This window comes from Pseudomonadaceae bacterium SI-3 (assembly GCA_004010935.1).
Lineage (GTDB): Bacteria > Pseudomonadota > Gammaproteobacteria > Pseudomonadales > Pseudomonadaceae > Stutzerimonas.
In genome coordinates this window covers 3257739-3284508 of sequence record CP026511.1, presented here as the reverse complement: position 1 = coordinate 3284508, position 26770 = coordinate 3257739, and the positions used below count along the sequence as shown (strand labels likewise).

Genomic DNA, 26770 nt, shown 5'->3' with positions numbered 1-26770 from the left:
AAGCGCATTTACAATCTATACAGTTTTCAACCGAATGGTCAGGCGCAGGCCGGGTTGGCTGTTCTCGGCCCAGATCGCACCGCCTTGCATCACCACCATACTGCGGGCGATGGCAAGGCCCAGCCCGAAGCCGTCACCTCCCGGGCGGGCTGCGCTGAGTCGCGCGAAGGGCCTGAAGATGACGGCCAGTTTCGCCTCTGGCACGCCTGGGCCCTGGTCTTGAATGCGCAGACGCCAGCTGTCCCCGTCTCGAGCGGCCGTAAGGCAAACCACGCCATGCGCGGGGGAATAGCGAATGGCATTGCGCAGGATATTTTCCATGGCTTGCGCCAATGCGTTGAGGTTGCCGAGCACCTGGCAGCCTTCCGGTATCTGCGCCTGGATGCGTTCACGCGGCCAGCCGGCCTCGAAACAAGCGTTCTCGCATAGCAGGTCCCAAAGCGCCGCCACATCCACAGGCTCGCACTCGAAGCGGGGCTGCTCGCTGTCCAGCCAGGCGAACTCCAGGGTGTTATCGACCAGTTGCTGCATGCTGTTGATTTCACGCTCGGTGCGGTTGCGCATGTCTCCGGCGCTCAGCTCGCTCTCGCAGGCGACACGCAGCCGGCTTAGTGGTGTGCGCAGCTCGTGGGACAGATCGCGTAACAGCTGTTGCTGCTGGGCGACCGAATCGCGCAGGCGCTGCGTGAGGTACTCCAGTGAACGGCCCAGTTCCCCCAGCTCATCGTTGCGCCGCGCAATGGAGGGCGGAAGCAACGAGTCGAGGCGGTTGCCGCGTAATGCGTTGGCCTGTCGGCGCAGGCGGTCCAGCGGTGAAACCAGCATCCGATAAAGCAGCCAGCAGAACAGCAGTGACAGCAGCACCAGCGGCAGATACACACCGCCCGCAGTCAGCAACGCATGGTTACGCCAGGGGCGGAAGCGTTCCGGCAGCTGGATGATCAACTGGGCACCGGTGCTCTCTAGCGGTACGGACACCAGGGGCAGGCCGTCATAGCGCCTGCTCATAGGCCAGTCGTAATGCCGCACAAACGTGAGCCTCTGCCGTTCCTCGTCGCTCAAGGACTGGCCGCCGAGAGGTTGCAGCTGTTCGTCCACCACCACCAGCCAAGTCGGCTCACGCTCCTTCATCGCCGCCAGCCATTGCGCCATCGCTTCTGGACCCGCTTGCAGAGCGGCTTGAGCTTCACTCGCATAGCCGCTGAGGGTGTCGCGCGCCTGTTCAGACAGAAAGGAGCTAGTCCTGTCGATATAACGGCTCACGTAGCCGCTGGCCCAGATCATCGACAGACAGAACCCGGCAACCAGCACCACGAGGCGCCAGAACAACGAATGACGATTGGGCATCAGCTCGCCTGCAGTTCCAGCACGTAGCCTTTGCCCCACACGGACTCCAGGCGCAGGGTTGCCACCTGTTCGCGCGCCAGCTTGCGGCGGATATTGCTGATATGCATGTCCAGGCTGCGATCATGCTGTGAATAGCCGCGGCGCAGCGCCTGCTGGTAGAGAAACGGCTTGCTCAACACTTCGCCAGCGGCGTCGTGCAGGACCTTCATCAGTCGATATTCGGTGGCCGTCAGGCCGATCCATCGGCCTTCGTACAGCAGGTCGCTGCGTTGGTCATCGAAGCGCACCGCATCCTGATTCGGCGTTGCAGGTACGCTGCGCTCATAGGCCACCCGCCGCAGGATGGCAGCGATGCGCACCTGCAACTCCTCGATACTGAATGGCTTGGGCAGGTAGTCGTCGGCGCCGCTGTCGAAGCCCTGTATGCGGTGCGCCTCGTTGCCCAACGCTGACATCATCAGCACAGGTGTGCGGCGTTGCTCGCGCAACCGGGTCAGCAACTCCATGCCGCTGAGTTCAGGCAGCATCACATCCAGCAGGATCAGGTCATACGTCGCTTCGCTGGCCAATGCGAGGCCGGTCGGGCCGTCATCGGCGAGGGTGACGTGAAAGCCACGATGTTCCAGAGAGGTTTTCAGGTGAGGGCCGAGGATCGGGTCGTCTTCGATCGCCAGTATCTGGCGAGCTGCGCAGGAGGTCATGCAGAGTTCCGGTGCAAATAAGAACGATTATAGATTGCGGCAGGGGCGGAACGGCAAGCATGTCCCTGGTTCAAGGGGTTGGTTCGCCACATGGGCTCGACTTCCGGGGCGTGCCCGGTGCATCTTCAGCGTCCGCATTCGTGCTATCTGGAGATCTTCATGCGCCTGCTTTCCCTCTCACTGCTTTTGGTAACGCTCACCGGCAGCGCTATGGCGATTGCGGCCAGCGCAGCGGAGGAGGCGCAATTGATCGAGACGATCAACGCCTACCGCAGTGAAGTACAGCGTTGCGAAGACCGGGCGAGTGAGGAGCTGACGGCCCTTTCGTCCGACCCGCGCCTGGTGTTGCCTGCCACTGGCGCCGGTGATCTGCAGGGCTCATTGGCCCGCAACGGTTATCCGATGGCCAACGTTCAGGCCGTCAGCCTGTCGGGGCCGCGTGATGCACAAGCCGCGATGCAGGCGCTGCGCGAAAGCTTCTGTCGCGTGGTGCTCGATCCGCAATACGCCGACATCGGCGTCAGTCGCGAGGGGCGCGACTGGCGCATCGTGCTGGCGCGGCCGATGCTCGGCGGGCATTTGAAAGACGCGCAGGCAGAAGGGCAGGCGCTACTCGACGAAATCAATCGCGTGCGTGCCAGCGCGCGCCAGTGTGCTGGCAAACCCTTCGCTGCAGCCGCTCCGCTTAACTGGAACACAACGCTTGCCGGCCTCTCCGAGGCCCACAGCCGAGCCATGGCCAACGGCAACTTCTTCAGCCACCTGGATCGGGATGGACGTACGCCGGGCGACAGGGCGGAGCTGGCCGGTTATCCCGGTGCGCCGGTCGCCCAGAACATCGCTGCCGCGCTGGATCGACCCCGCGAGATCGTTGAAGGCTGGCTGGCGAACCCAGGACACTGCGCCAATCTGATGAACCCGCAATTCAGTGAGCTGGGTGCGGCCTATGCGGTAGATCCGCAGAGCGATGCGGGCATCTACTGGGTCGCACTCTTCGGTGCGCCCTAACCGGTGCCGCGCGAACGCAACGCCTGACCTAAACGATGGCGAGTATTTTCGGATCCTGATCGGTCGCCTGCGAACATTTCGTAGAGAGGAGCGTTCGAACAACTGAGCTGTTCATCTTTCACGCAACAGATCAGGACCACTGACATGACCGACCCTAACGATCCACTCAAGGATGGCCTGACCCCACCAGACTATGACGAATATGGCGACGCGCCTGATTCGGGCGAAAACGACCCGGAGGAAACGGTAGAGCCCAAAGACGAGCCGAATGCTGGAGAGAGCCCGCTCGGATAGCCGGCGGCACCTGTTCCATTGGTCGCAGGGGGCCCTTCGCCAAGCAGCGTACTGGACAATTCGATCGGCCCAGCCTAAAAAGACGCGCCTCAAGCTCGGTAGCAACGTGCTAGTCAGCAGTCGTGTTTTTTTCAAAAGCAGGTAGATCGTGAGAAAGAAAAAGCCAGTAGACCCTGTTCGGCAAGCAGAAAAGAACCGTGCGCATCGGATCGGCTGGGCAATCGCCGTGGCCGGTATCGTCGCCGGTTTCATTCTAGTGATGATGAAGCCGGCGTGATCCCGCTGTACTGCTGTTCGGGCTCTATTTGCAGGCATCGACGACGGACGTCGGCTGGGTATCGCGCAATACGGTAATCGGTGCGTCGGCCGTGAGTGTTCCGGGCTATGCCGACGCCGCTACCGCGCGAGGTGCCCTGTGCTACACGCGAAAACGACTAACCATCGCCTGTAGCTCGTTGCCGAGGCGCGCCAGCTCGATACTCGATGCCGCAGTTTCATCACTGGCCGTTGCGGTCTGTTCGGAAATGTCGCGCACGTTCACTACGCTGCGGCTGATTTCCTCGGCTACCGCGCTCTGCTGTTCGGCCGCAGCGGCAATTTGTTGGTTCATCGCCTGGATGTTCGAGACCTTGGCGGTTATCCCGTTCAGCGCCAGCCCCGCCTGGCGGGTCAGCCCAACGCCGCTTTCGGTGAGGCTGTGGCTGTTGCGCATCGCGACCGCCGCCTGCTGCGTGCCCTGTTGCAGGCCGGCTACCAGTTGCTCGATCTCTTCGGTCGATTTCTGCGTGCGCTGCGCCAGGCTACGAACTTCATCAGCGACCACGGCGAAGCCACGACCCGCCTCACCGGCACGTGCGGCTTCGATGGCTGCATTGAGGGCCAGCAGGTTGGTCTGGTCTGCCACGGCCTTGATTACGTCCATGACGCTGCCGATCCGGTTGCTTTCCGACTCCAGCTCGGCCATCGCCCCGCTCGAGCGGAGCATCTCCTCGGACAGCCGCTCGATCTGAGCGATCGCCTCGGATACCACGGCGTCACCGGCACGCGCCTCACGATCAGCGTCCGTCGCGGCCATCGAAGCGTCCTGGGCATTACGCGCGACTTCCTGCACGGTGGCGGCCATCTCATGCATCGCAGTGGCGACCTGATCGGTTTCGATCTTCTGGCTGTTCATTCCCACGCTGGTCTGCTCGGTGATGGCCGACAGCTGCTCCGCAGCGCTGGCCATTTGTGTAACGCTGTCGCGGATCCCGCCGATAAGCTCACGCAGGGTCGCCGCCATGCCCATCACGCCCTGTTGCAGCGCGCCTATCTCGTCCTGTCGGTCGATGTGGTGGTGGTCGGTCAGGTCGCCCGCGGCGATGTTCCTGACAACCGCAAGAGTCTCGGCCAGGGGGCGGGTGATCTGCCGGGTGATCACCCAGGCGGCCAACAAGCCGATGAGCAACGCCAGCATGGTGACGGTGAGTTGGGTGACCTGAGCCTGCACGGTTTCCGCGTCGCGTTGAGCATCCTGGGTTTGGGTCAAACTCATGCCGAGATGGTTGATCTCATCTGTCTGGCTTGTCATTTGCTGGCGTGCCGCTGCGATGGCTTCGGTCTGGGCAACGACGGCATTGAGGGCGGCGAGATAGCCATCGAGCGCCTGTTCGGTAACGGCTACCTGGGCGGCGAAGCCGTTTCCAAGCACCGCCTGCAGGCGTGCCGCGGAGCGCCGGGCGTGGGCGATCTGCTGCTCGACCAGCGAAGCCACCTCGGCTGTGGGCGTCGTGTTGTAGCCTCGCATCTGGTAGCGCACCAGTTGCCAGTTCATGCGCAGGTCTGAGATGGCCTTGAAGGCTGTGTAGCGGTTGGGCGCGTCGTCCGGCATTTGCTCTACAGCCTTGCCCATGGCGTCGATTGGCTCGCTGGCGAGCTTGGCCTGCCTGCCCATCTCCGTGCGTGCAGCCTTGCCGGCGGCGTAGGCGTCACGCATCGTGTTCAGGGATTCGCCATAGCGCTGAATCAGTTCGCCTTGCTTGTGCAGGAGCGCCAGGTTCTCGGGCTGGGAGAAGCTTTTCGAGACCGCCTCGAGGCGAGACGAGAACCCGTCTATAGCCTCGTCGACCGCCTCGCCCGCTTGTGGATCACCATTTTCAAGCATGTAGTGCAGGCGCGCCACTTTCAGGTTGCTCAGCGATTCGTTCAGCGAAGCGATTTGCTCCATCAAGGCGCTGCGGTGCGTGACCCCCTTTAAGCCGAGCCAGCCGGAGGCGGCCAAGCCTGCGGTCAGTAGCAGCACCGAGCCGAAGCCGATCGCCAGCTTTCTGGTCATGCTGATATTGGCGAACCAATCCTTCATTTGATTTTCTCCTTACCTCAAAAGGGCGGCCGGGCCGAAGTGCCCGGCCGCCGCTGACGACTCGTGTGGCGTCTCCGCCCATGACCCGCTGTTCGGGCCATGGCAACGCCGTCAGTAGCCGAAAGTCAGCAACGCGTTGAAAACCAGGGCGGCAACGAAGCCCAGGGGCGCCGCTCGAAACAAGAGTTGCGGGAACAGTGAAGTGCGGCTCTGCTCCGTGGGACATGAGCCGAGAATCAGGCTGCCGCCAGAGGAGAACGGCGAGATCGAGGTGGCCTGCGCGCCGACCACGATGGCAACGAAAAGCACCATCGGGTCGATCCCGAGCGCCGCGGCAATCGGTGGCACCATCGGGAACAGCGCCGGTGTCACCACGCCCAGCGTGCTGGAGAACAGCGACATGAAGGCTGCGACGATACCGAAGACGATCGGCACCATGATCGGCGGAATGCTATTGCCCATCCATGAGGCAAGCAGGTCGATGGTCCCAGCCTTGATCGCGACCGAGATGAGCATGCCCACGCCGCAGATCATGATCAGTGTTGCCCAGGGCACCGAGGCCATGGCCTTGCGCTCGTCGCCCAGCTTGAGCAGCAGGGCGATCACGGAGAACAGGCTGGCGATTAGACCGATGTCCATCTTCGAGTTGATGAAGCTGACCGTTGCGTTATCCGGAAAGGCGATCTGGGTGATGGGCGCAGCCAGAACGATGGCCATCATCGTCAGCGTCAGCCACAGGGTAATCTTCTGTTCGCGGTTCAGCGGCGTTGGCTCGGCTGCCACGTACGCCGTAGCCTTCATCGCCTTGCCGTGTCCCGTGAAGAACACCAGCATGGAGATCACCACCAACGGAACCACCAGGGTGCTGACGAAGATCGCCGCAGCGTTGATGAAGGCCTCGTTTTCCGGGATGCCGGCGTTGACCATCAGGCCGCGAAAGATGATGCCGCTCTGGCTGGAGACGAAGTTCGCCCCGCTCAAGGCCCCGTAGTTCACCGCCATGCCTCCGGTGATTAGGCTCATCCCGGTGCGCTCGCACAGCAGCAGGGTGATTGGCGCCATGAATGCCAGCACCGTGTAATAACCCGCGCCCATTGCTGAAATCACCGTGGCGGTGAAAAAGACTGCGAAGGGCAGCAGCTGGGGCATGGTTCGGCAGCGGTAGATCAGGTGCTCGGCCAGCTTTTCCAGCGTGCCGTTGACGGTGGCGAAGCTGTAGAACAGGCACACCGCGAAGATGATAAAGAAGATCTTCAGCGGCCACATGCTGATGACCTCGGAGGGGCTGAGCCCCATTCCGAAACAGCCGATCAGATAGGCAAAGGCGATGGCGAACAGACCAATGTTGATCTTGGTCTTGTAGCCAAGGGCGACGGCAACCACGATTGCCGCGACGACGAGCAGGCTCATCATGAGAGAAGTCCTATTGTTGTTATGGATCGTTTAGCGGGAAACGCCGAAGCCGAACAGCTTTGCCGGGTTATCCAGCAGTACCTGGGCGCGTTCGTTCAGGTCCGGTAACAGCGCCGCGATGAAGGCGACCTGTCGGTCGTAGTCGGTCTGATCCTCGAACTGGGTGTTGGGCCAGTCGCTGCCCCAGAGGAAACGCGAGAGGCCACCGCCGGCCTCGCGCACTTGCGCCAGAACCCGCAGTGCCTGAGCCAGGTCCGACTGGCTGCGGTAGGGCGCAGACAGCTTGAGCCATAAGCGCTCGTTGCCGAGCAACGAGAGAAAGGCCACATGGTTGGGCTTGGTGCTGTCGATGCCGCCAGTGGGCAGGCCGAAGTGATCGATCACCACGTCGACGCCGCAGGCCAGGATGGCCGGAACGATCAATGCCACGTCATCGATGCCGCGCTGAATCTCGACCTGCCAGCCACGCTGGGCCAATCGCTGGAACAAGGCGCTCCAGGCGTGGCCACGGTAATCGGCCAATTTCTTGCCGATGAGGTTCAGACGAACACCCACGACGCCGGCCTCACCCAGTTCGTCCAGCTGCGCCTCGCTGACGTCCGGCTCGACTACCGCCACGGCACGCAGCCGCTGCGGATAACGGCGTAGCGCCTCGAGCAGGTGGCGGTTGTCGGTGCCGAGAAAACTGGGCTGGATTAGCACGCCGTGGGCCAGGCCGTGACGGTCGAGGTGTGCGAGGTAGTGCTCGATCAGCGCATCGTAGTGCGGGCTGTAGCGGCGCCCTGGCACCATTGGCAGATCCTGGCGGAAGATGTGCGCGTGTGCATCTATGCCGTGCAGTCCGGGCGGAAGGAGGCGATCCATAAGCAAAGACCCTGGTCGATTGTTGTTGTGACTGACGTAGACGGCAGGCCAAGAAGCGAGCCTAATCAGCGCTGACACTCAAGCTGGATAACTAGTCATATATATGAATGTATGACCATATCTGCAGTGCTAGATATCTGTCAATCGACGCCGCAGTGATAAAGTGGCTGCGCCTCGGATATGGACTGATCAATAGATGAACACCTCGACACTCGGATATGACGAGCGCCTGCCGCTCTATCAGCGCCTGAGAGAAGAAATGCTGGCCAAGATCGCAGCCGGGGAATGGACGCCCGGCGCACCAATTCCCACCGAAGCTGAGCTGACCCGGCATTACGGCGTAGCCATCGGCACGGTGCGCAAGGCGGTGGATACGCTGGTCAACGAGGGGCTGCTGTTGCGCAGTCAAGGCCGTGGCACCTTCGTGCGCCGCCCGAACTTCGATGCCTCGCTGGCGCGCTTCTTTCGTCAGGTAGATGCCAGTGGCGGACGGGAAATCCCCACCAGCCGCATCCTCTCCAAGACGCTGCAAAAGCCGTCGCAGGGGGTCACCAACGCTTTGGAATTAGGCAAGGGCGAGCAGGTCGTGCACATGGAGCGCCTGCGCATGATCGAAGGCCGCACGCTGTTTCACGAAGATATCTGGCTTCCGGCCAACCGTTTCGGTGCGCTGATGGATGTCGACCCCGAGGACTTTGGAGAGCTGCTCTATCCGTTCTACGAGCAGCAATGTGGCCAGTGCATCGCCTCGGCTAAGGAAACCCTCACCGTTGGCGCGGCCGACGGCGACATGGCTGCAACCCTTTCGATCGAAAAGGGCGCCCCGGTCGTCACCATCGAGCGCATCGCCTTGGGCTACGACCGATCACCGTTGGAATACCGCCTCACCCGTGCCGCGGCCGAGGGGTTTCGGTATCAGATCGATATCTCCTGAAACGCCAAGCGAGTGCGGGCTTCTCTATCTGGGAGTGAATCTTCAGCAGCGGATCAACAGGGTTTACGCGCCGCTCCAAATCCAGGGCCTGAGCGGGTGTTGTTGCCCTTGGCCAGGCGGTCGTAGAGCACCACGTTGACCGTCGCCGCCAAATTCATGCAGCCGTTGGTGGGGATGTAGACCACGTCTTCACACCAGTCGCGGATCTCTTTGCTCAGCGAGCCATCTTCGGCACCGAAGATGTACAGCGCGCGATCCGGATGGGTGTACTCGGGAAGAGGGCGCGCGCCCTCGACCAGCTCCACAGCCACCGGCACGCAGCCGAGTGGCAGGATCTTGCGCAGGTCATCGATGTTTATCAGTGGGATGTCCTGATGGACTTTCTTGGTGTCGGTGACGAAATCCCTGGCGCGGTCATAACGAGTACCGGTGTAGAACACCGAAGCCGCACCATAGCAACCGGCCGCTCGCATGATCGCGCCAACGTTGGATGGCGATTTCGGGTTGCTCAGGCCGATGCAGGCGTAACGTTTGTTGCTCACTGGAAAAGACTCGCGCGGAAAACGCGCGAGTATACGGGACAGCCCAATCGTCGGTGGGCCCGGAATACCCGGCTCCGATCAGGGGATGAGTTTGCTGGCGCGCAGCTTGGTGAACACGTCGAAGAACGCGTCGTCACTCGCCTGATAGTCCAGAAACCCGAGCTTTCGGCTCTTCGACATGTCTGTCACCACCTCGATAGGCCGACCCAGGTCTGCATCGGTGTGCCATGGCGAGGTGAGCTTGCCGATATCCGCTTCAGCCAAACCGAACTGCTTGGCCATCTTTGCCCAGACCTCGGCATCGTTTGCCATCTGCTGCTCCAGCGGAGCGGGTTGACCGTCGAAAGGCGCCGCCTCGATGCCGAACCACTCGGCAATGCGCGACCACATCCACTTCCAGCGGAACACGTCACCGTTGACGATGTTGAAGGCCTGGTTGGCGGCGGCCGGTGTGGTCGAAGCCCAGCGCAGGTGCCGTGCCAGCTGGCCCGCATCGGTCATGTCGGTCAGGCTGTTCCATTGGACTTCCGAGCCCGGAAAGCGGAAAGGCCGACCGGTCTGACGGCAGATCGAGGCGTACACGGCCAGCGTCGTTGCCATGTTCATCGCGTTGCCGACTGCGATTCCGGTGACGGTGTGGGGGCGGTGAACGCTCCAAGTGAAGCCATCGCGTTCGGCCGCCGCAAATACCTCGTCTTCCTGGGCGTAGTAGAAATTCTCGACGTCGAGCCGCCCTTGTTCCTCACGAAACGGCGTCTGTGGCAGCGTGCCCTTGCCGTAGGCTTCGAATGGGCCGAGGTAATGTTTAAGCCCGGTAACCAGCGCCACATGGCGAACCGAGCCTGAAGCTCGAACGGCTTCGAGCACATTGCGAATCATCAGTGCATTGACGCGGATATTCTCCGCTTCACTGGCTTGGCGCGCCCAGGTGGTCAGAAAGAGATGAGTGGGCGAAACGTCGGCCAGCGCCGAAGACAGCGCCGTCGGGTCCAGCAGGTCTGCGCTGATCGGAGTAACCCCGGATTCCTCGCTCGGCCGCCGTGCCAGGCCGGCGACTGCCCAGCCTTCCTCGGCCAACAGGCGAGACACCGCGCTGCCAACGATCCCACTCGAGCCGACCACCAGTGCTTGATTTGTCATGTTCAAAACCCCACAAAGCGAAACAGGCCTGCACCTTACTCACTCGAAAATGCCGATCCAAGTCGGCACCAAATGGTAACCAGCCCCCATGCAACCCGGCTCTGACGAAGAACAATGGCGTGAAGATTGCGCCCCAAGACGCGTGCTCGAGATCTTCTCCACCAAGTGGACCAGCATGATTCTGCACACTCTGCATGCCCGCCACGACGGCGTGGCGCGTAGCGGTGCGCTGCATCGCAGCTTGCCGGGAATCTCCAAAAAGATGCTGGTGCAAACGCTGCGAGAGCTGGAGGCCAGCGGCTTGATCGAACGCCACACGCTCGACTCCGTCCCGCCAGCGGTGAGCTACGCGCTCTCACCGCTCGGCAAGCTGATGGTCCAACCTATCGAAATGATCTACGACTGGGCGAGGCAAAACTCCAGCGCGCTGGATCAGCTGCAGCCGAGAAGCACGTCGCGCAGGCGGGGCTGAAGCCTTACAGCCGATGCGTTGCTGCCAGCGTTCGTCTTTCTACGGGCGCCCCGACACCGCTGTTTTATGGTGCATCGCTTCACACTTCCAGCACGCAGCGCTGTAGCTTCCGGCCTCTGCAAGGTTCGAGAAAGGTTGGGCGAATCCAATGCCGGGCTGAGCGGCGCATCAACGCGATTGTTTGCGGCGGGCTCAGACGCTGGTCGCAGACGCGGCCTGCGCTCATCTTCAAAACCAGAAAGGATTTACCGTGTTGATCAAGAAATCTCTGCGCGCGCTGCTATTGGGTTGCAGCCTGCTGAGTGCGACCTGCTGGGCGGATATGGCACCTTTGGAAATCATGAACATGGCCGGTCTGCAGCGTAGCCTGGGGCAGATTGTCGCCAAGGACTACCTCATGATCGGCGCCGGCGTGAAAGTGGACGAAGCCACCAAACAACGTGCCGCAAGCCTGGCCTTGTTCGAAGATCACCATGCCCAGCTCAAGGCGGCTGCGCCGAGTGACGCCATTCGCGTTGCGTTGAACGACGTGGAGCGCACCTGGGGCGATTACCGCGCTCTGGCGGCCAGTACGCCGGACAAGGCCCAGGCTCCGCTCGTACTGGCGAAGGCCGAAGAGCTGGTTCGCCAGACCCAGCAAGTCACCGATCTGTTCGAGCAACACAATGGCGATGCCGCGTCGCATTCGATCAACCGCAGTGGCTGGAACCGTGTGCTGACCCAGCGCACCGCCATGTTCTACATGGCCCGTGCCTGGGGCGTGCAGGATCCGGAGCTCGAAAAGGAGTTTGCAGCTTCGGTTGAAGAGTTCGGCGTCATCATGGCTGAGCTGCAGACAGCCGATGCGCCCAACGCAGAAATCGCCGAAGCCCTGCGCAAGACCGACGCCCGCTGGAAGTTCGCGAGCAAGGCGTTCACCTCCAAGCAGTTCGTGCCCACCATCGTGGCGGTGAATGCCGAGTCGATGTTCCGTCAGCTCAACGAAATGACCCGCCTCTACGCCGGACTGCACGACAACCAGCTTTGAATCCTGCTCCCGGTGCGTTTGACGATCAGGTGCGCCGGGATTCGCCAGCACCGTACCAGTCGGTCAGTCGCAGCGCATTCTGACGGCCCACTCGATCAGAGTTGGTCGCCAACAGCTGCCTTATCGATCACGGACCAGACGTTCCGGATCTTTCCCTCGCTGAACGCGTAGAACACGTTTTCGGTGAAGGCAACCCGTTTTCCGTTGACTGCAAAGCCGAACAAGTCCGCTATGGGCGTGCAGTCGAACAGCAGCTGCGCCGCCACGTGGGGCGGTTCGGCGATGAGCAGGCCAATCGTGAACTGCAAATCGGGAATCGCTCGAAAGTCCTCTTCAAGCATCCGGCGATAGCCACCCAGCCCCACGAAGTTGCCGTTGTAATGCACCTCGTCATGGACGAAGTGACCCAGCTCCGGCCAGTTCAGGCTGTTCAAGCAGGCGATGTAGCCTTCGTAGCAGTCGGTGATCTCGTCGCCAGTCATCATCGCTCCTCAGCGTCAGTCTGATAATCAGGCTAGCGACTTGCGCAATAGACGCCAGCCGCACGCTCAATGCGTTCGGCTGGCACGCCATAAACGGCAGTGTTAGCGGGTCAGTCGAGGACCACGGCGTGGCCTTCCAACGGATTGATATCGCCTTTGATCAAGGACTCGGACAGCGTTTGTGCCGCTTCAAGGCCGGCGTGCTCGTTCACCTGCATCCAGGGCTGCTGCGCATCGCTCACCCGAGCGATAAAGGCCAGCTGCGCTTCGTTGAAGCGGCGTGTCACCTCGGCAGGCCCCCAGTCGGCGTTGCGTTTCTTGATCTGGTAAGGCGCGAAATAGGGCTGTGGTTGCGGTCCGGCCAACGTCTGGTCACGTTTGCTGTATTCATGGCTTTGGGCAGACCCGGCGTAGCAGTCGTACACCAGAGCGTCTTTGAAATGTCCATGGATCTGCTGGCGAAGGCTGGCGCTACCAGAGAAGTCCACGTACAGCGTGAGCACGCTCGGGTCCAGCGAGGCGAGCTGGTCGTAGCCAAGCGCCTGGCGGTAGCAACCCAGGCGTTGTACGAAATCGATGTTGCCCGGGGAGGTGAGGCCGATCAGCTGCACGGCTGGATTGTCCTGCAGGCAGAACGCAGTCCCGTACGCCGTCTTGCTTGAGGCGCTGGAGACCAGGATCTGGCGCGCACCGAAGAAGGCGTTGTCATCGAGAAAGTCGGCCAGCATGAACGAGGTGATGAACAGCGGGCGCAACAACATCTGGTAGTTCTCGCTCTCGGCGCGATAGGCGTCATCGCTGCTGATGCGCTGGTACTGGTTGTAGGCTGACGTGAGTTCAAGTCGATGCTCGGCACCGTCGTAGAATCCGCGCTCGGAGACCCGCACCGGTTGCATGACCAGATGGCTGGCGATCGGCCAGAAGCCATAGAATCGCTCGCCCTTCGCCAGGCCATCGACGGTGCTCTCCACGACCTCGGCGAACCCCCAGGCAGGCATGTGAAACCACTCGGCATCGCCCGTCGGGAAGAAGTCCCAGTAGCGCAGGTGAGGGGTTTCGCCGAATGCGGCGTAAGTGACATTGTTCGTCGTCAGCGCCAGTCGGCTGATGCGCAGCAGGGCTTCGCCGGGTTTTAGCTCAGGCATCGCCTGGGTCTGAAGGCGAGTCTGCTCCATGTTTTTCTTGTTGTTCTGCAACTGGCGGATGACGCTCATCGATGGCACCTTGGGTTCGTAAATGGACGGCATTGACTGTAGCCCTTTCGTTTCTCCGCCGGGTTCGGATTTCATGAACACACGATTGCCGAGCGCCAAGCCGCTCAAACGGCCCACTCAGCAGCGCGCCAAGGTCACCGTTCAGGCGATTTTCGACAGCTATGTTCGGATATGGCAGCGCGACGGCTGGTCTCGATTGACGACCCGGGCGGTCGCGCTGGAAGCCGGTGTGGCCATCGGCACCCTGTACGACTATTTCCCGAGCAAACACGCGCTGCACTCAGGCTACGTGCGCTATTGCGTCGAGCAGTTGCTGGAGGCCATCGAGGCGCAAGCCGTAGCGCCAGTCGCCCTTGCCTGGCCCGAGCGCATCCGGCGCTTGGTGCGCACCTTGGCCGGGGCCGAACCTCAGCTGCCCTGGTTCCACCCGGACATGCTCGAACTGGAAACGCTGGTGGCTGAGCCCAAGCACCAGCGCCGGGTCTATGAGGATCTATTGGGCGCCTGGCAACGCGTCATTGACGCGGCGACCGACCTGCCGGCGCGCCCGTCTGCTGCAACCCTGGAAGCGCTTCATCTTTCGGTATGGGGCGGACGCCGCTACGCGATGCTGGTGCAGCTCGAAGCGGATCGGATGAGCGATTGGGCCGGCTGCATGGAACAGCTGTGCCTATACACGCTTGAGGGCACGCGCGGCTCAATTGGTCATGAATGACAGTGGTGATGACGTTTGCTGTGGCTCAGATCCCGAATCTGGGAAAAAGCAAATGTGATTGCCCTTGGAGCAGGCGATGCACCACGTTCACTGCCCCCGCGAGACTCATGCAGCCAGCGATGGGTATGTAGCGCACAGTCGCGAATTCCGTGCTCAGCGATCTACCCGCCGGTCGTTTCATCTTGCATGCGGGGATTATTCGATCGCTCGCATGTACATCCAAGCGTCGAGGCGAAACCTGCTGTTTGCATCAGCGGTGTTTCGGATGCTTACAAGCGGCTATGGGGAGATGCCTGCTATCGGCAGTAGTGGGCGTTCGCTGGGCTAAAGTCTTCATGGTGTTCGCTGCCGTCATCGACAGCGTCACGCCTGGCGCGACGCCGGTTTCAACTGGCGATATGATGCGCGCCCGCCAACGCTCCACGCATACTTCATCAGGCCATCATGCCCGGCACCGCCATCTATACCGACCTGTCGGGTTACTACGACCTCATGTGCGCCGATATCGACTACCGCGCGCAAAGCCACTGTGTTCATCGTCTGCAGAAGCTGTTCGGTAACGGCGGCAACCGACATCTGGATCTCGCCTGTGGCACAGGTCCGCATGTACGGCACTTTCTTGATGCTGGCTATCAGAGCAGTGGGCTCGATATCAATCAGCCCATGCTGGACAGGGCGGCCGTCCGCTGCCCGGAAGCTGAGTTTTCACGTCAGGACATGTGCGGCTTCACCGTGGCTCAGCCAGCCGATCTGATCACCTGCTTCTTGTATTCAATTCACTACAGTGCCGAAATCGCACGATTGCAGGCCTGCATCGCCAGCGTGCATGGCGCATTGGCAACCGGTGGGCTGTTTTGCTTCAACGCCGTCGACAAACACACCATCGACAACGCGTCATTCGTAGCGCACGACGCGAACCATCCCGATGGGTTGTTCAGCTTCAGCTCGGGTTGGCACTACGCTGGGGCGGGCGAGCAACAGCTGTTGAAACTGCGGATCGAAAGAACGACAGCAGGGCAAAGTCAGACATGGCACGACGAGCATCGCATGGTGGCGGTGAGTTTCGCCGAGCTGAGCAAGCTTTTGCAGCCGTACTTCGACGTGCACGTGCTGGAGCACGATTACGAAAAGATCCTGCCCTGGAACGGGACGTCCGGGAACGCAATCTTTGCGTGTGTGAAGGCGTAACGGGCTGGCATTGACGCGAGGTTTACCGTTTAGCACCCAAGTTAGGCTTTGCAACGATGGAGCTGTTTATCTAGTTTTCGGAACGCGCGATGCTTGTATATCAACAATAAAAAGCCCCGCATTTGCGGGGCCTTTTACATCTGCTTTCATCGACTGTCTAAGTCGAAAACTGAATCACCTGCGTACCGTTCATAGGGGCTGTCAGCGAGCGAGTTCGGTATTCGACACGGCCTTCTGGCCTTCGCTTTCAGCGACTTCGGTCAGCTTGGCACCGCCGACGAACACTCCCATTTTGATTGACTGGCGAACATAGTGGTTCTTGCCGCCTTGCGCGTTCAGCTCCAGCAGGTTGTCACTGAATTCCGATTCGGTGGCAAGCGTATGCGGGCCCGGCGAGACGAGGCGGTAGAAGTAAGTGTTTGCTGCAGTTTCGCCGATGACTTCTCCGTCTATCTTCACTGACTTCTTGAGCGCGGCTCCGAGCATTGAGTCGCGGAATATATACAGACCGGCCTGATCTTTCGGTGGTGCCGGGAAGGATTTGAACGCCTGGTCCTTCTCGGGAGATTCCATCGGTACCGACGCGCAGCCGGTCAGTACGGCGAAGCTCAGCGCTGCGGCGCTCATCATGAAGTGCTTGAACATATGTACTCGTTCCTGAGTGTAAGGCTGAAGCTGGTTAGCTATTAAATTGCCAGCACGCGCACATTAACCTTGGAACTTATACGGACAAGGCTTGCAAATCGATTTGGTGCTGTGGATCACGTTTTTCCAGGGGGACCGGATAGGCGGTGAACCAGTCAGCTAGGGATGCACAGTGACCGCGGCCGAATTAATTCCCGTCTCAAAAAGCATCTGTCAGCTGCATCGGATGGAAAGTAAACAGCCGTACGGCAAATGGGTTTGCATGCACAGTCAAATCAATGCAACCGATTGGCCGTCGAGGACGTCTGCGTCAGATGAATCGCCTGTTGAGCCAGCTCATCGAGTAATTGATCGCGGCTTTTTTCCGCGTCGCTCATGGCTTCGGCGCCGTGTTGTTTGACCAGATAGTTATGAATCTGGCGAACTTCCTCTGACTGGAAAATGGGCACCAGGTCCTGCACCGCCACCAGACCGCTGGACGCCTGGCTCCGGGTGTTCATGACGACCTGAGGGCCACGGGCCGCCAACGGCTGAAAGCCCAGCGATTGAAAGTACGGCACCTTGCTCGCCACGCACGCCACTTCTCCATGCGGATAACGCGCCAGCATCGCCTCGACCATGGCCCGCCCGATGCCCTGCCGGCGATGGCTGGATGGCACCGCCAGATAGAGCAGCGCACTGGCCTCTGGGTCGTCCACGTAAGGCAGATAGAGCGCAAAGCCGAGCAGACGCGCCGGGTCTTCGGCGTCCAGCGCCATGATCAGTTCGGGCTTGCCGTTCTGCGCGCCGTCCATGCTGTCCAGATAGCGATGCACCTCGAAGCCCACCACGTATTGATACAGCTGATACAGCGGGTTGCTGGATGGAAGCGAAACCGGGCTTATGTCGCTGAGATAGTCCACCACCATCTGCAGCAGCTGGCTCTCCATCGATTCCGGCGGTGGGGTATCCAGGTGGGCGAGGGTGAACATGGGCTTGGCTCCGGACGGGGTGGAACGCCGAATTGTACCGGGCGTCACAGGTGAACGACGACGCAGAAGAAGGATTCCCACTTATCTGCAGTGACATAGAGGGCAAACCTATCGTGGCGATAGGCAAATATGCTGTTCACCGCTTTGCATGCCGCGGCGCGCTATGAAGCCGCTTGATAGCAGCATGTTTAGAGCGTTTTAAAGATTATGGCGACAATAATCCGTTAGTTATGTCGTTCAGGCTGCCTGGGACTGTTTGCTAAGTTCTGTTCAGCGGCGCTCGAACGCGTCAACGACAACCCTAAGGAGCAGAATATGAATGCTGAAACTGGAGAAAACACTGGTGGCGGCTGCCCGTTCGGCCACGGCGCTGGTGCGCCACGCAAACGCCCGAGTAATAAAGACTGGTGGCCCGAGGCACTGAGCCTCAATTCACTCAACCAGCACTCGCCGCGCTCCAATCCTTATGGTGGCGATTTCGACTACGCGGCCGCGTTTAAATCCCTCGATCTTGATGCGGTGATCGCTGACCTGCATGCCCTGATGACTGACTCTCAGGACTGGTGGCCTGCAGATTTCGGCCACTACGGCGGCCTGTTCATCCGGCTCGCCTGGCATAGCGCCGGTACCTACCGGATCACCGATGGCCGCGGCGGCGCTGGCGGTGGCCAGCAGCGTTTCGCCCCGCTCAACAGCTGGCCGGACAACGCTTCGCTGGACAAGGCCCGGCGCCTGCTGTGGCCGATCAAGCAGAAATACGGGCGCAACCTCTCGTGGGCCGACCTCTACGTGCTCACCGGTAACGTGGCGCTGGAATCCATGGGCTTCAAAACCTTTGGCTTCGCTGGCGGCCGTGCCGACACCTGGGAGCCGGAAGAACTCTTCTGGGGGCCGGAAGGCACCTGGCTGGGCGACGAGCGCTACAGCGGCGAACGCCAGTTGCACCCGGGTCTCGGCGCCGTACAGATGGGCTTGATCTACGTGAACCCGGAAGGCCCGAACGGCAACCCGGACCCGAAAGCCTCAGCGATCGACATTCGTGAAACCTTCGCCCGCATGGCGATGGACGATTACGAAACCGTCGCGCTGATCGCCGGTGGTCACACCTTCGGCAAGACCCACGGTGCTGGCGACCCCTCGCTGCTGGGCCCGGACCCGGAAGGCGCTGTGATCGAAGATCAGGGCTTGGGCTGGCGCAGTCGGTTCCAGACCGGAGCGGGCGCAGACGCCATCACCTCTGGCCTCGAAGTCATTTGGAGCCAGACGCCGACCCAGTGGTCCAACTACTTCTTCGAAAACCTGTTCAACTTCGAATGGGAGCTGACCAAGAGCCCGGCCGGCGCGCACCAGTGGGTCGCCAAGGACGCACCGGAGGTCATGCCGGACCCGTTCGATCCGAACAAGAAGCGCAAGCCGACCATGCTCACCTCCGACCTGGCACTGCGCTTCGATCCAATCTACGAACCGATCTCGCGGCACTTCCTGGAGAACCCGGAGGAGTTCGCCGATGCGTTCGCCAAGGCCTGGTTCAAGCTGACCCACCGCGACATGGGGCCTATTGGCCGCTACCTCGGCCCGCTGGTGCCGCTGGAAACACAAATCTGGCAGGACCCGATTCCCGAGTGTGACCATCCTCTGATCGATGAAGCCGATATCGCTGCGCTGAAGCAGAAGATTCTGGGATTGGGCTTTTCCGTGTCTGAACTGGTGTCGGTGGCCTGGGCTTCGGCATCGACCTATCGCGGCTCGGACAAGCGCGGCGGCGCCAATGGCGCGCGTATCCGCTTCGCACCGCAGAAAGATTGGGAAACCAACAACCCGGCGCTGCTGGCACGTGTGCTGGAAAAACTGACCGAGGTCCAGACCGAGTTCAACGCGTCGGCAACCGGTGGCAAGAAGGTCTCCATGGCCGACCTGATCGTGCTGGCCGGCTGCGCCGCGATCGAAAAAGCGGCTCAGGATGGCGGTGTGAATGTCACCGTGCCGTTTACACCGGGTCGGATGGATGCCTCGGAAGAGTGGACCGATGCGCAATCCTTCGAAGCGCTACGCCCGGTCGCCGATGGCTTCCGCAACTACTACCACGAGTCGCATTTCATGGCGCCCGAGGAAGCGCTGGTCGACAAGGCGCACCTGCTTCGCCTCAGCGCGCCGGAAATGACCGCGCTGGTGGGCGGCATGCGGGTACTGGGCGCCAATGCAGACGGTGGCCAGGAGGGCGTCTTCACCGACCGCGTGGGGACACTGTCCAATGACTTCTTCGTCAACCTGCTGAGCATGCAGAGCGAGTGGGTCGCAACCGAGCACAAGAACCGCTACCAAGGGCTTGACCGCAAGACCCGCCAGCCCACCTGGACCGCCACCCGCGTGGACCTGATCTTTGGCGCGCAATCGGAGCTGCGTGCGCAGGCCGAGGTTTACGGCATGGCAGACGGCAACGAGAAGTTCGTGCAGGACTTCGTCAAAGCCTGGGACAAGGTGATGAACGCTGACCGGCTCGACATCGGCAAACCTGCCGATAACTTCAGCCAGAAGCTCTCAGCGTAAGGCAACAAGGCGGCGCCTTCGAGGCGCCGCCGACGCTGTCATGCACCGCGACGCAGAGCGGGCGACTGTAATGGTTGCCTGCGGCGAGCGGCTTCTTTTGATCCTTCCGGCGGTCCAGTCCTGGCCCGCCCATCGCGCAGCTGGCGGACGGCTCAGCTGTTCGGCCGACGCTGCCGTAGCACCAAGTCGATGCGCGGCCTGCGCATGTTCATTCAGGCAAACACGAAGTACTTGCGGACGGTCTCTACAACTTCCCAGGTGCCGGTCATGCCGGGTTCCACCACGAAGATGTCACCCGCCTTGAGGTGGATGGGCGCCAAGCCGTCGGGCGTGATGATGCAGTAGCCTTCCTGGAAGTGGCAGTACTCCCATTTGACGTATTCCACGCGCCATTTGCCGGGCGTGCAGATCCATGTCCCCATGATCTTGCTGCCGTCATCGGAGGTGTAGGCGTTGAGGTTGACGGTGTGCGGCTCGCCTTCGATTCGCTCCCACTTGCAGGCATCGACGACAGGCATGGGCTGGGTATCGCGCAGTACGGTGATCGGTGGGTTGGCCATGGGGCGCTCCGGGTAAGACGTGATCGGGCGCTTACCATAGGGCGCCGCTGCCTTTGCCGGTTGTCTGGGGTCGACGCCGGGATGCCCATCAGCGCAAGGAGCGTCGTTGGGCACGCGGTCGTCTTCTGCCAACGCGTAACCTGTCACAGCCGAGCGGGGCAGCCCCGAAGGGCTGGCCGCTTCAAGCGTTACTGCGTGCGGAAGCGCCCGACCAGCTGCCGGAGTGCGCTGCTGAGTTGCCGCTGCTGCTGGGAGTAGCTTTCGACCTCCGAGGCCTGGCTCGATACTTGGGCAACCGCGTCGCTGATGGCCACCACGTTCCGGTTGATGTCCTCGGTGACCAGATGCTGTTCCTCGGTGGCAGTGGCGACCTGCGTGGTCATGTCACGGATCATCTCGACTGCATTCTCGATCTCTTCGAACGCTCCCATGACCTCACCGGACAGCTCGATGGCTTTGCTCGATTCGGTCAGGCTGCGATCCATGCTCGCGGTCACCTCGCTGATGCGGCTGACTAGCAGGTTGAGGATCTTGTTGATTTCGCCGGTTGAATCCTGGGTGCGCCTGGCCAGATTACGCACCTCGTCGGCCACCACGGCGAAGCCGCGTCCCTGTTCGCCGGCACGTGCCGCTTCGATGGCCGCGTTGAGCGCCAGCAGGTTGGTCTGTTCGGCGATCTGCTGGATGCTCGACAGGATGGTGTTGATGCTCACCGTTTCGCGCTCGAGCTCTCGAATCACCTTGCTCGAACTCTGAATGCTGGCGCCAAGATCGTTCACCCCTGCGGTACTGCGAGCGATCACCTCCTTGCCATTGCGCGTCGCGTCCAGACCCTGCGCGGAGACTTCCGCCGTCTTGACACAGTTGTGTGCCACCTCGTTGGCCGCTGAGGCCATCTCAGTGACGGCGGTGACGATCTGCTCCACCGCGCTCGACTGGCGCTGCAAGCTGTCCGACATGGCGGTGGTGCGCTCGTTGGTCTGGCTTGAAACGCTGTCGATGCTCACCGCGTTGTCCTTGATGACGGTGATCATCGACTGCGTCGACTCGATGAACTGGTTGAACCACTTGGCCAATTCGCCGGTTTCGTCCCGGGCCAGCACGGGGAGGCGGTGGGTCAGATCACCCTCGCCCTGGGCAATCGTGCGCAGCCCGTCCTTGACCAGATTGATCGGAGTGACGATGCGGTTGGCAAATATGACCCCGGCGATACCGAACAGCACCACCAGCACGGCGCACGCCACCAGCGTCAACCACGCCAGCCTGCGCGCGCCGGCCAGGATTTCGTCGACCTGCATGAAGCCGATGAACTTCCAGCCCAGGGTCGGCGAGGTGAAGACGTTGGCCAGATAGTCGACGCCATCGATGTTTACCTCGATCAGGCCGTTCTCTGTGTTCGCGATGTTCGCGACGTAATCGCCTGGCAGCTCGCTGAGCTTCTTGAAGTTGTTCTCGGGTTGGTGGCCGTCGACCAGCAAGGTTCCGCTGTTTTCGACAAGCATGAAGAAACCGGTCTCGCCGAAGCGGGTTTTCTGGACCATGTCGGTCAGTGCCTTGAGCGACACGTCCGTCGCCACGACCCCAGCGAAGTTACCAGCCTGGTCCTTGAACGCTTTAATCACCGACACGTAGACGGCGTCGTCCGGTTCCCAGTAATAGCCATCCAGGCGCGTCAGCTGGAAATTGGCGTCCTTGCCCAGGGTAAACCAGGGACGTCCGCGTGGGTCCCAGTCGCCGTAGTCTGCGGTGCCCGGCCACTCTACGTAGCCACCCTGGGCGTCGCCCATGTAGACGTAGCCGAAGTTCGGGTTGTTGTTACCGATACCGGAGAAGTAATCGAAGATCTGTTTTTCGCGGCCGCCGTTAGCCGTGGCGGTGGCGCCGGGTTTGCTGGGTGATCCGAAGTAGGTGGTCAGCTCACCAGCCTCGGTGTCGCGGACGGCGGCAAAGTCGGCCATGGCCGACACGGTATGGCTGACCGAATCGAACAGGGTCACGAAGGTATTGTTCACCACTGGACGTCCAGGCTGCTGCTTTCCTGAAACTGGACCTTGGCCTCCTCGGTTACGTTGCGGATGGTGAACAGGGCGACGACAAGGACCGGAACAAGCGTCGCGACCAGAAAGCTTGCTAGCAGTTTGTGTTTTATTTTCATTGTTCAACGGCCTCTGGCCAGTTCATCAAGACGTCCACGCCGACCTGCGCTTCGTCCCTCGGGGAACCCTCGCGCAATCCAGTGCGCTTCGCGGCCGCGCACGCCCGATTCCTCGTCGAATCGATCGCTGGCGAGTCGCGGCCGGCAAGACGTTATCGGCACGGGTCTGTCAAGCCTTGAGGTGACCCCGCACTTTTCCGTCCGATGCGCTTATTGCGCCAGGACGCGGCATACAGGGACACCGGGTGTTTCGATGCACGTCACCTCACGGGCGCTCAGCCAAGCGCCATCGGCAGTTTCTCCAGGGGCCGTATCGGTCTGTGAAGTCTTGATCCGCTATCGCTGCTCAGTCTTCCGCGCTTCGGCGCTTATCGGTGGCCGATCTGCGGCCGGAGTGGTCGCGGTCCCGCAGCGACTTAAAGGCGGCACCCGGCGCTTATGGCGTCTCCCTTGCCGGTCACTTGTCCGCTACCAGGCAAGGCTTCGCGCCGGGGCGGGACGGTCCGGGCGATGCGGGGCGCCGACGCAGGCTCAGTCCGGCGTGAACCACCAGTGTCGCGATGACCAGCGCGCCGCCATAAAGCGTCGAGGTTGCGGGTGTCTCGTTCAGGAAATACCAGGCCCACAGCGATCCCAGCACGCTTTCCAATAGATAGAAGAGCGCGACTTCGGCAGACGGCAGATAGCGGGTCGCGTTATTGATCAGCAGCGTGGCCAGCGGCATCTGGATCAGGCCCATGATTGCCAGCGCCCAATAGCTCGTCGTACCCAGGCCCAACGGCTCGGCCTTGGGCCAGGCGATCAGCGCAGCCGCCAGGCCGCCGAGCGCGATGAGGGGCATCCGTTCGATAGCGCGATGGCGGCGCAGCAGGGTGAGATTGGCGCCCACCGCGGCGGAGGACAAAAGTGCATAACCGTTGCCAGCCAGATCGGTGGGGGTGAAGGCTCCGGCGAAGACCACCATGATCCCCAGCGCCGCCACGCCGATGGCCAGCCAGGTGTGCAACGCCACCGACTCGCCCAGGAAAAAGCGTGTAAACAGGGCGGCGAACAGGGGCGCTGTGCTGAGCACGACCACCACGTTGGCCACCGTGGTATGGATGACCGCGAGCACGAAAAAGATCGAAGTAAAGGCCAACAGCAAGGCCGAGGCGGCGCTGATCAGCGGTTGCGCCTTGAGACTCGCCCGGCTTTTGGTCGACAGCGAGAACGCACCCAGCGCCAGAAACATCAACAGGCCCCGCCAGAACACAATGCTCCAGCCATCGGCCTGTGCCAGGCGCACCAACAGGCCATCGAAGCTGAGTACGACGATGCCGCTGCTCACCAGAAGCAGGCCGCGCGTTGAATCGTTCAATCGTGGCTCCTCCGGTTACCGCTGCCCAGCGCCTGTCGTTGCCCGGGCGCGGCCTCCCTCTAAGCCGCGTCCGGACGCTGCGGCCATGATGGCTTCTTTGTTCGCCAAGCACCTACCCAGAAGCGCCCCGGCACACTGCAGTTCGCGACTTCAGGGGCTGCTATTGCTTGCCCTGCGGCGTGGCAGCCGATCCGTAAGCGGCCGTATTGGCCGGCGCATGTCACGCCGTCAGATCTCTCCCCACGAGCGCCTCGAAGGCCAAGTTATCCGTTCTTGCGGCTGATAAAGATTCGCATATACGAGCCGTTTCGCATGGCCCTATAATCCGCGACTCATTTTTTGAGGCGGCCAGACCATGGGCGTTCTTGAATCCCTCCATCATTACCTTGCCGAACCGCTGATCGAGCAGTTTCTCAGTGTTTTCGATCTGAATGGCCGTCTCGGCGTGCTGTTTCTTGCCATCTCCTACGCCACCGCTTATGGCCTGTTTCGCTTCCGATCGAGCCGCGGCCTGACTGACGCACCCTCGTTCTGGCAGTTCATCGGTGGGAATAGGGTGCACCTGCACCGTTCGGCCCTGCTCGATTACCGCTACTACTTTGTGCGCGGCGTCATAAAGGTGTTACTGGTGGTCCCCATCGTAGGCCTGGTTGACCCCTACATCCTCCGCTCGGGCGACTACATCAGCTTCTTCACCAACCTGTGGGGCGAGCGGCCACGGGTCGGGCACAACCTGTCGCTGGCGCTGCTGTATGGGCTCGGCGTATTCCTGATCAGCGACTTCACCCACTACTGGGTTCATCGCGCCTTTCACTGCAGTTGGCTGTGGGAGTTTCACAAGGTCCATCACTCGGCGCCGGTGATGGTTCCGCTGACGGCGAGCCGCGTCCATTTTCTGGAAAAAGTAGTCGGCAGGCTCGTCGATCTGGTTTTCCTCGGCGCCTATGCCGGTGCGTTCTGGTATGTCTGCGGCGGGGAGATCAGCCGCTACACCCTGTTCGGCGTGACCTATCTGGTATTCATCTTCAACGGCCTGGCCTCGAACCTGCGGCATAGCCATGTATGGCTATCATTCGGGCCGCGCCTCGAACACATCTTCAACAGCCCAGCCCAGCATCAGATTCACCACAGCGATGGCCCGCGGCATTTTCACAAGAACTTCAGCACCAACCTGTCACTGTGGGACTGGATGTTCGGCACCCTCTACGTCACCAGCCTGGTGCCGGAACGCATCGAATTCGGCACTGCCGAACGCGACTCGCATCGCTACCTGACGCTCTACAGCCTGATCGTGATGCCCTTCGTGGACACGGCACTCAAGCTCGTATCCCGCCGGCGCGCCTTCATTACGCCGAACAGCGCTCCCGACGCCTGAGATTGGCGCTGGCTTCTGCTCATAACTGGGCGAACGGGGCGGCTGTGTTGCTAGACGGGTTCGATCTGCCTCTGCTGATGGGAGCTCACCGGCGCCCTGGCAAGCGCCGCCTGCAGCTTCGCCACCCTCGCCCCCAACTTCACCTAGCAATTCGATAGCTGGCGCGAGGCAGTTAGATTCAACCGTTCGGTTTATGGTTGGCGGAGAAGCCGCAGGCTATGTTGCGCATGCCGCGCCGCAACAGGTCTGTATTCCCCAATCCTCGGCGGATTGGTTGTGGGAACAGGATGTGAACCACTATCCCAAATGGAGCTACACCATGTTCAATAAAAAGACCCTGCTCGCCCTTCTTATCTCTGCCGCTGCTGCCAATGCCATGGCCGCGTCCAGCGAAGCCTACGTAGACCAGGATGGCAACAATCAACAAGCTACCGTGACTCAGGAGGGCGGCGCCCAGCTCGCTCTGGTCTTCCAGGACGGTGAAGGCAACATCGGTACTACCTATCAAGCTGGCTCCGACAACCGTTCCGGTGTCTACCAGTCGGGCAATTTGAACACGGCTGCTGTTTCACAAAACAGCGTGAACTCGGACTCCACGGTCGCTCAATCTGGCATCGCGAACAACGCCGAGATCAAACAGGTTGCGGCTAACAACGCGTCGCTCGTTTTCCAAACGGGCGAAGCCAACAACGCCGAGGTTACTCACGGTGGCGGCGGCGGCCACTACTCCTTGGTGACTCAGAACGGCTTGAGCAACGATGCCACCCTGAAGCAAGGTGGCAATGGAAATTGGTCATATATCACCCAAGCCGGTAACGACAACAAGGCCAATGTCGGACAGTACGGTAATAACAACCTGTCAGACGTATCTCAGAACGGTAACGACAACGTCGCCACCGTCAGCCAGAAAGATACTGGTATCGTCAATGCCGACCAGATCGGAACGGGCAACGAGTTGCTCGTTACCCAAGGCGATTTGGCCGTCGCAGATATTCTCCAGACTGGTGAATTCAACGACGTTGAAATTGAGCAAAAAGGCAGTGGCAATTACGCCAATGTCGACCAGTACGGTCAGTCGAACAACGCCGAAATCGGCCAATCTGGCACCGATAATAATGCCTATATCGTTCAAAGCGGCGTGAGCAACATGGCCGTCGCTATGCAGTCTGGCGTGGGTGATCTGGCCTCTATCATCCAGGCTGGTTCGAACAACATGGCTACCGTTACTCAGAAGTAAAAGTTACTGCAGTGACACCCAGCCCGGCGAACGCCGGGCTTCTTGTTTTTAGCCGACGGAGAATTGCAGCGGCTATCGAAGCGGTTTGGCGCGCTTCGTCGACGCAGTACCGGTGGCCGCATGAACAGCTCTCGCTGAGCACGCGGCGTTGCAGCAAGCTGGCCGGCAGCGTGTGACCTCCTTGTCTGGAGCTGGTCTTCAAGGCTGGAATCGCGCAACGCCTGCTGCATCTGCTCAGTAG

Annotated in this window: 22 protein-coding genes and 1 pseudogene; 9 read left to right on the top strand and 14 right to left on the bottom strand. The window is 61.0% G+C overall.

Annotated features, from left to right (window positions below; genetic code table 11):
• Nucleotides 1-15: 15 nt before the first annotated feature.
• Together C1896_15380 and C1896_15375 are read right to left on the bottom strand one after the other, a co-directional pair.
• A complete protein-coding gene (locus C1896_15380; protein AZZ46159.1) occupies nucleotides 16-1347 on the bottom strand; it encodes a two-component sensor histidine kinase in 1332 nt (443 codons plus the stop codon).
• Nucleotides 1347-2048: a DNA-binding response regulator gene (locus C1896_15375; protein AZZ46158.1), complete on the bottom strand. Its 702-nt coding sequence runs from the start codon at nucleotides 2046-2048 to the stop codon at nucleotides 1347-1349. The genes C1896_15380 and C1896_15375 overlap by 1 nt, the downstream gene beginning before the upstream one ends.
• A gap of 159 nt (nucleotides 2049-2207) precedes the next feature.
• On the opposite strand from C1896_15375, the gene C1896_15370 reads away from it, so the two are divergent.
• Complete coding sequence (locus C1896_15370; GenBank protein ID AZZ46157.1) at nucleotides 2208-3056, top strand: hypothetical protein; 849 nt, start codon at nucleotides 2208-2210, stop codon at nucleotides 3054-3056.
• Between the two features lie 712 nt (nucleotides 3057-3768).
• Here C1896_15370 and C1896_15365 read toward each other — a convergent pair.
• The 3 genes from C1896_15365 to C1896_15355 all read right to left on the bottom strand — a co-directional run bounded on the left by C1896_15365 (nucleotide 3769) and on the right by C1896_15355 (nucleotide 7968).
• Complete coding sequence (locus C1896_15365) at nucleotides 3769-5691, bottom strand: methyl-accepting chemotaxis protein (GenBank protein AZZ46156.1); 1923 nt, start codon at nucleotides 5689-5691, stop codon at nucleotides 3769-3771.
• A 111-nt stretch (nucleotides 5692-5802) separates the two neighbouring features.
• Nucleotides 5803-7104: a C4-dicarboxylate ABC transporter gene (locus C1896_15360; protein AZZ46155.1), complete on the bottom strand. Its 1302-nt coding sequence runs from the start codon at nucleotides 7102-7104 to the stop codon at nucleotides 5803-5805.
• 30 nt (nucleotides 7105-7134) lie between these two features.
• Nucleotides 7135-7968 (bottom strand): amidohydrolase, encoded by an 834-nt coding sequence (locus C1896_15355; protein AZZ46154.1) that lies wholly within the window; start codon nucleotides 7966-7968, stop codon nucleotides 7135-7137.
• A 196-nt stretch (nucleotides 7969-8164) separates the two neighbouring features.
• On the opposite strand from C1896_15355, the gene C1896_15350 reads away from it, so the two are divergent.
• Entirely contained in the window at nucleotides 8165-8902 is a 738-nt protein-coding gene (locus tag C1896_15350) for a GntR family transcriptional regulator (GenBank protein ID AZZ46153.1), read from the top strand.
• Nucleotides 8903-8955: 53 nt separating this feature from the next.
• Here C1896_15350 and C1896_15345 read toward each other — a convergent pair whose 3' ends face one another.
• Together C1896_15345 and C1896_15340 are read right to left on the bottom strand one after the other, a co-directional pair.
• The gene (locus C1896_15345; GenBank protein AZZ46152.1) at nucleotides 8956-9444 is read right to left on the bottom strand and encodes a 23S rRNA methyltransferase; all 489 of its coding nucleotides are present in this window, start codon (nucleotides 9442-9444) and stop codon (nucleotides 8956-8958) included.
• A gap of 78 nt (nucleotides 9445-9522) precedes the next feature.
• On the bottom strand, nucleotides 9523-10584 hold the full coding sequence (locus C1896_15340; GenBank protein ID AZZ46151.1) for an NAD-dependent dehydratase: 1062 nt from the start codon (nucleotides 10582-10584) through the stop codon (nucleotides 9523-9525).
• 88 nt (nucleotides 10585-10672) lie between these two features.
• Here C1896_15340 and C1896_15335 point away from each other — a divergent pair, with 88 nt between their 5' ends.
• Nucleotides 10673-11056 carry a transcriptional regulator gene (locus C1896_15335; GenBank protein ID AZZ46150.1) on the top strand — a complete coding sequence of 128 codons (384 nt, stop codon included), beginning with the start codon at nucleotides 10673-10675 and terminating at the stop codon, nucleotides 11054-11056.
• 253 nt (nucleotides 11057-11309) lie between these two features.
• Entirely contained in the window at nucleotides 11310-12083 is a 774-nt protein-coding gene (locus C1896_15330) for a hypothetical protein (GenBank protein AZZ47694.1), read from the top strand.
• A gap of 95 nt (nucleotides 12084-12178) precedes the next feature.
• On the opposite strand, the gene C1896_15325 is transcribed toward C1896_15330, so the two are convergent.
• Together C1896_15325 and C1896_15320 are read right to left on the bottom strand one after the other, a co-directional pair.
• The gene (locus C1896_15325) at nucleotides 12179-12565 is read right to left on the bottom strand and encodes an ester cyclase (protein ID AZZ46149.1); all 387 of its coding nucleotides are present in this window, start codon (nucleotides 12563-12565) and stop codon (nucleotides 12179-12181) included.
• A gap of 110 nt (nucleotides 12566-12675) precedes the next feature.
• Nucleotides 12676-13779 (bottom strand): DUF2855 domain-containing protein, encoded by a 1104-nt coding sequence (locus tag C1896_15320; protein ID AZZ47693.1) that lies wholly within the window; start codon nucleotides 13777-13779, stop codon nucleotides 12676-12678.
• A gap of 85 nt (nucleotides 13780-13864) precedes the next feature.
• Between C1896_15320 and C1896_15315 the strand changes: the two genes are divergently transcribed.
• Both C1896_15315 and C1896_15310 read left to right on the top strand, forming a co-directional pair.
• Entirely contained in the window at nucleotides 13865-14494 is a 630-nt protein-coding gene (locus C1896_15315; GenBank protein AZZ46148.1) for a TetR/AcrR family transcriptional regulator, read from the top strand.
• 444 nt (nucleotides 14495-14938) lie between these two features.
• On the top strand, nucleotides 14939-15682 hold the full coding sequence (locus C1896_15310; protein ID AZZ46147.1) for an SAM-dependent methyltransferase: 744 nt from the start codon (nucleotides 14939-14941) through the stop codon (nucleotides 15680-15682).
• 201 nt (nucleotides 15683-15883) lie between these two features.
• Here the strand turns inward: C1896_15310 and C1896_15305 are convergent, their stop codons facing one another.
• Both C1896_15305 and C1896_15300 read right to left on the bottom strand, forming a co-directional pair.
• Entirely contained in the window at nucleotides 15884-16327 is a 444-nt protein-coding gene (locus tag C1896_15305) for a hypothetical protein (protein AZZ46146.1), read from the bottom strand.
• 275 nt (nucleotides 16328-16602) lie between these two features.
• Nucleotides 16603-17298, bottom strand: a complete 696-nt coding sequence (locus tag C1896_15300; protein ID AZZ46145.1) for a GNAT family N-acetyltransferase — start codon at nucleotides 17296-17298, stop codon at nucleotides 16603-16605.
• Nucleotides 17299-17613: 315 nt separating this feature from the next.
• Here C1896_15300 and katG point away from each other — a divergent pair, with 315 nt between their 5' ends.
• Nucleotides 17614-19845 carry a catalase/peroxidase HPI gene (gene katG, locus C1896_15295; GenBank protein AZZ46144.1) on the top strand — a complete coding sequence of 744 codons (2232 nt, stop codon included), beginning with the start codon at nucleotides 17614-17616 and terminating at the stop codon, nucleotides 19843-19845.
• 212 nt (nucleotides 19846-20057) lie between these two features.
• On the opposite strand, the gene C1896_15290 is transcribed toward katG, so the two are convergent.
• The 3 genes and pseudogenes from C1896_15290 to C1896_15280 form a co-directional block, all read right to left on the bottom strand.
• Nucleotides 20058-20405: a cupin gene (locus C1896_15290; protein ID AZZ46143.1), complete on the bottom strand. Its 348-nt coding sequence runs from the start codon at nucleotides 20403-20405 to the stop codon at nucleotides 20058-20060.
• A 188-nt stretch (nucleotides 20406-20593) separates the two neighbouring features.
• Nucleotides 20594-22560 (bottom strand): annotated as a pseudogene (locus C1896_15285) (methyl-accepting chemotaxis protein).
• A gap of 457 nt (nucleotides 22561-23017) precedes the next feature.
• The gene (locus tag C1896_15280) at nucleotides 23018-23917 is read right to left on the bottom strand and encodes an EamA family transporter (protein ID AZZ46142.1); all 900 of its coding nucleotides are present in this window, start codon (nucleotides 23915-23917) and stop codon (nucleotides 23018-23020) included.
• A gap of 355 nt (nucleotides 23918-24272) precedes the next feature.
• On the opposite strand from C1896_15280, the gene C1896_15275 reads away from it, so the two are divergent.
• Together C1896_15275 and C1896_15270 are read left to right on the top strand one after the other, a co-directional pair.
• Nucleotides 24273-25292 carry a sterol desaturase gene (locus C1896_15275; protein ID AZZ46141.1) on the top strand — a complete coding sequence of 340 codons (1020 nt, stop codon included), beginning with the start codon at nucleotides 24273-24275 and terminating at the stop codon, nucleotides 25290-25292.
• 193 nt (nucleotides 25293-25485) lie between these two features.
• Nucleotides 25486-26529: a hypothetical protein gene (locus C1896_15270; GenBank protein AZZ46140.1), complete on the top strand. Its 1044-nt coding sequence runs from the start codon at nucleotides 25486-25488 to the stop codon at nucleotides 26527-26529.
• Nucleotides 26530-26770 lie beyond the last annotated feature (241 nt).

Excerpts from the sequence above, each read along its gene's own strand:
- C1896_15370 (AZZ46157.1), top strand. The coding sequence starts at position 2,208 with ATGCGCCTGCTTTCCCTCTCACTGCTTTTGGTAACGCTCACCGGCAGC.
- C1896_15300 (AZZ46145.1), bottom strand. The coding sequence starts at position 17,298 with ATGTTCACCCTCGCCCACCTGGATACCCCACCGCCGGAATCGATGGAG.
- C1896_15335 (AZZ46150.1), top strand. The coding sequence starts at position 10,673 with ATGCAACCCGGCTCTGACGAAGAACAATGGCGTGAAGATTGCGCCCCA.
- C1896_15360 (AZZ46155.1), bottom strand. The coding sequence starts at position 7,104 with ATGATGAGCCTGCTCGTCGTCGCGGCAATCGTGGTTGCCGTCGCCCTT.
- C1896_15325 (AZZ46149.1), bottom strand. The coding sequence starts at position 12,565 with ATGACTGGCGACGAGATCACCGACTGCTACGAAGGCTACATCGCCTGC.
- C1896_15350 (AZZ46153.1), top strand. The coding sequence starts at position 8,165 with ATGAACACCTCGACACTCGGATATGACGAGCGCCTGCCGCTCTATCAG.
- C1896_15320 (AZZ47693.1), bottom strand. The coding sequence starts at position 13,779 with ATGAGCGTCATCCGCCAGTTGCAGAACAACAAGAAAAACATGGAGCAG.
- C1896_15290 (AZZ46143.1), bottom strand. The coding sequence starts at position 20,405 with ATGGCCAACCCACCGATCACCGTACTGCGCGATACCCAGCCCATGCCT.
- C1896_15310 (AZZ46147.1), top strand. The coding sequence starts at position 14,939 with ATGCCCGGCACCGCCATCTATACCGACCTGTCGGGTTACTACGACCTC.
- C1896_15305 (AZZ46146.1), bottom strand. The coding sequence starts at position 16,327 with ATGTTCAAGCACTTCATGATGAGCGCCGCAGCGCTGAGCTTCGCCGTA.
- C1896_15355 (AZZ46154.1), bottom strand. The coding sequence starts at position 7,968 with ATGGATCGCCTCCTTCCGCCCGGACTGCACGGCATAGATGCACACGCG.
- C1896_15270 (AZZ46140.1), top strand. The coding sequence starts at position 25,486 with ATGGTTGGCGGAGAAGCCGCAGGCTATGTTGCGCATGCCGCGCCGCAA.
- C1896_15365 (AZZ46156.1), bottom strand. The coding sequence starts at position 5,691 with ATGAAGGATTGGTTCGCCAATATCAGCATGACCAGAAAGCTGGCGATC.
- katG (AZZ46144.1), top strand. The coding sequence starts at position 17,614 with ATGAATGCTGAAACTGGAGAAAACACTGGTGGCGGCTGCCCGTTCGGC.
- C1896_15340 (AZZ46151.1), bottom strand. The coding sequence starts at position 10,584 with ATGACAAATCAAGCACTGGTGGTCGGCTCGAGTGGGATCGTTGGCAGC.
- C1896_15380 (AZZ46159.1), bottom strand. The coding sequence starts at position 1,347 with ATGCCCAATCGTCATTCGTTGTTCTGGCGCCTCGTGGTGCTGGTTGCC.
- C1896_15275 (AZZ46141.1), top strand. The coding sequence starts at position 24,273 with ATGGGCGTTCTTGAATCCCTCCATCATTACCTTGCCGAACCGCTGATC.
- C1896_15375 (AZZ46158.1), bottom strand. The coding sequence starts at position 2,048 with ATGACCTCCTGCGCAGCTCGCCAGATACTGGCGATCGAAGACGACCCG.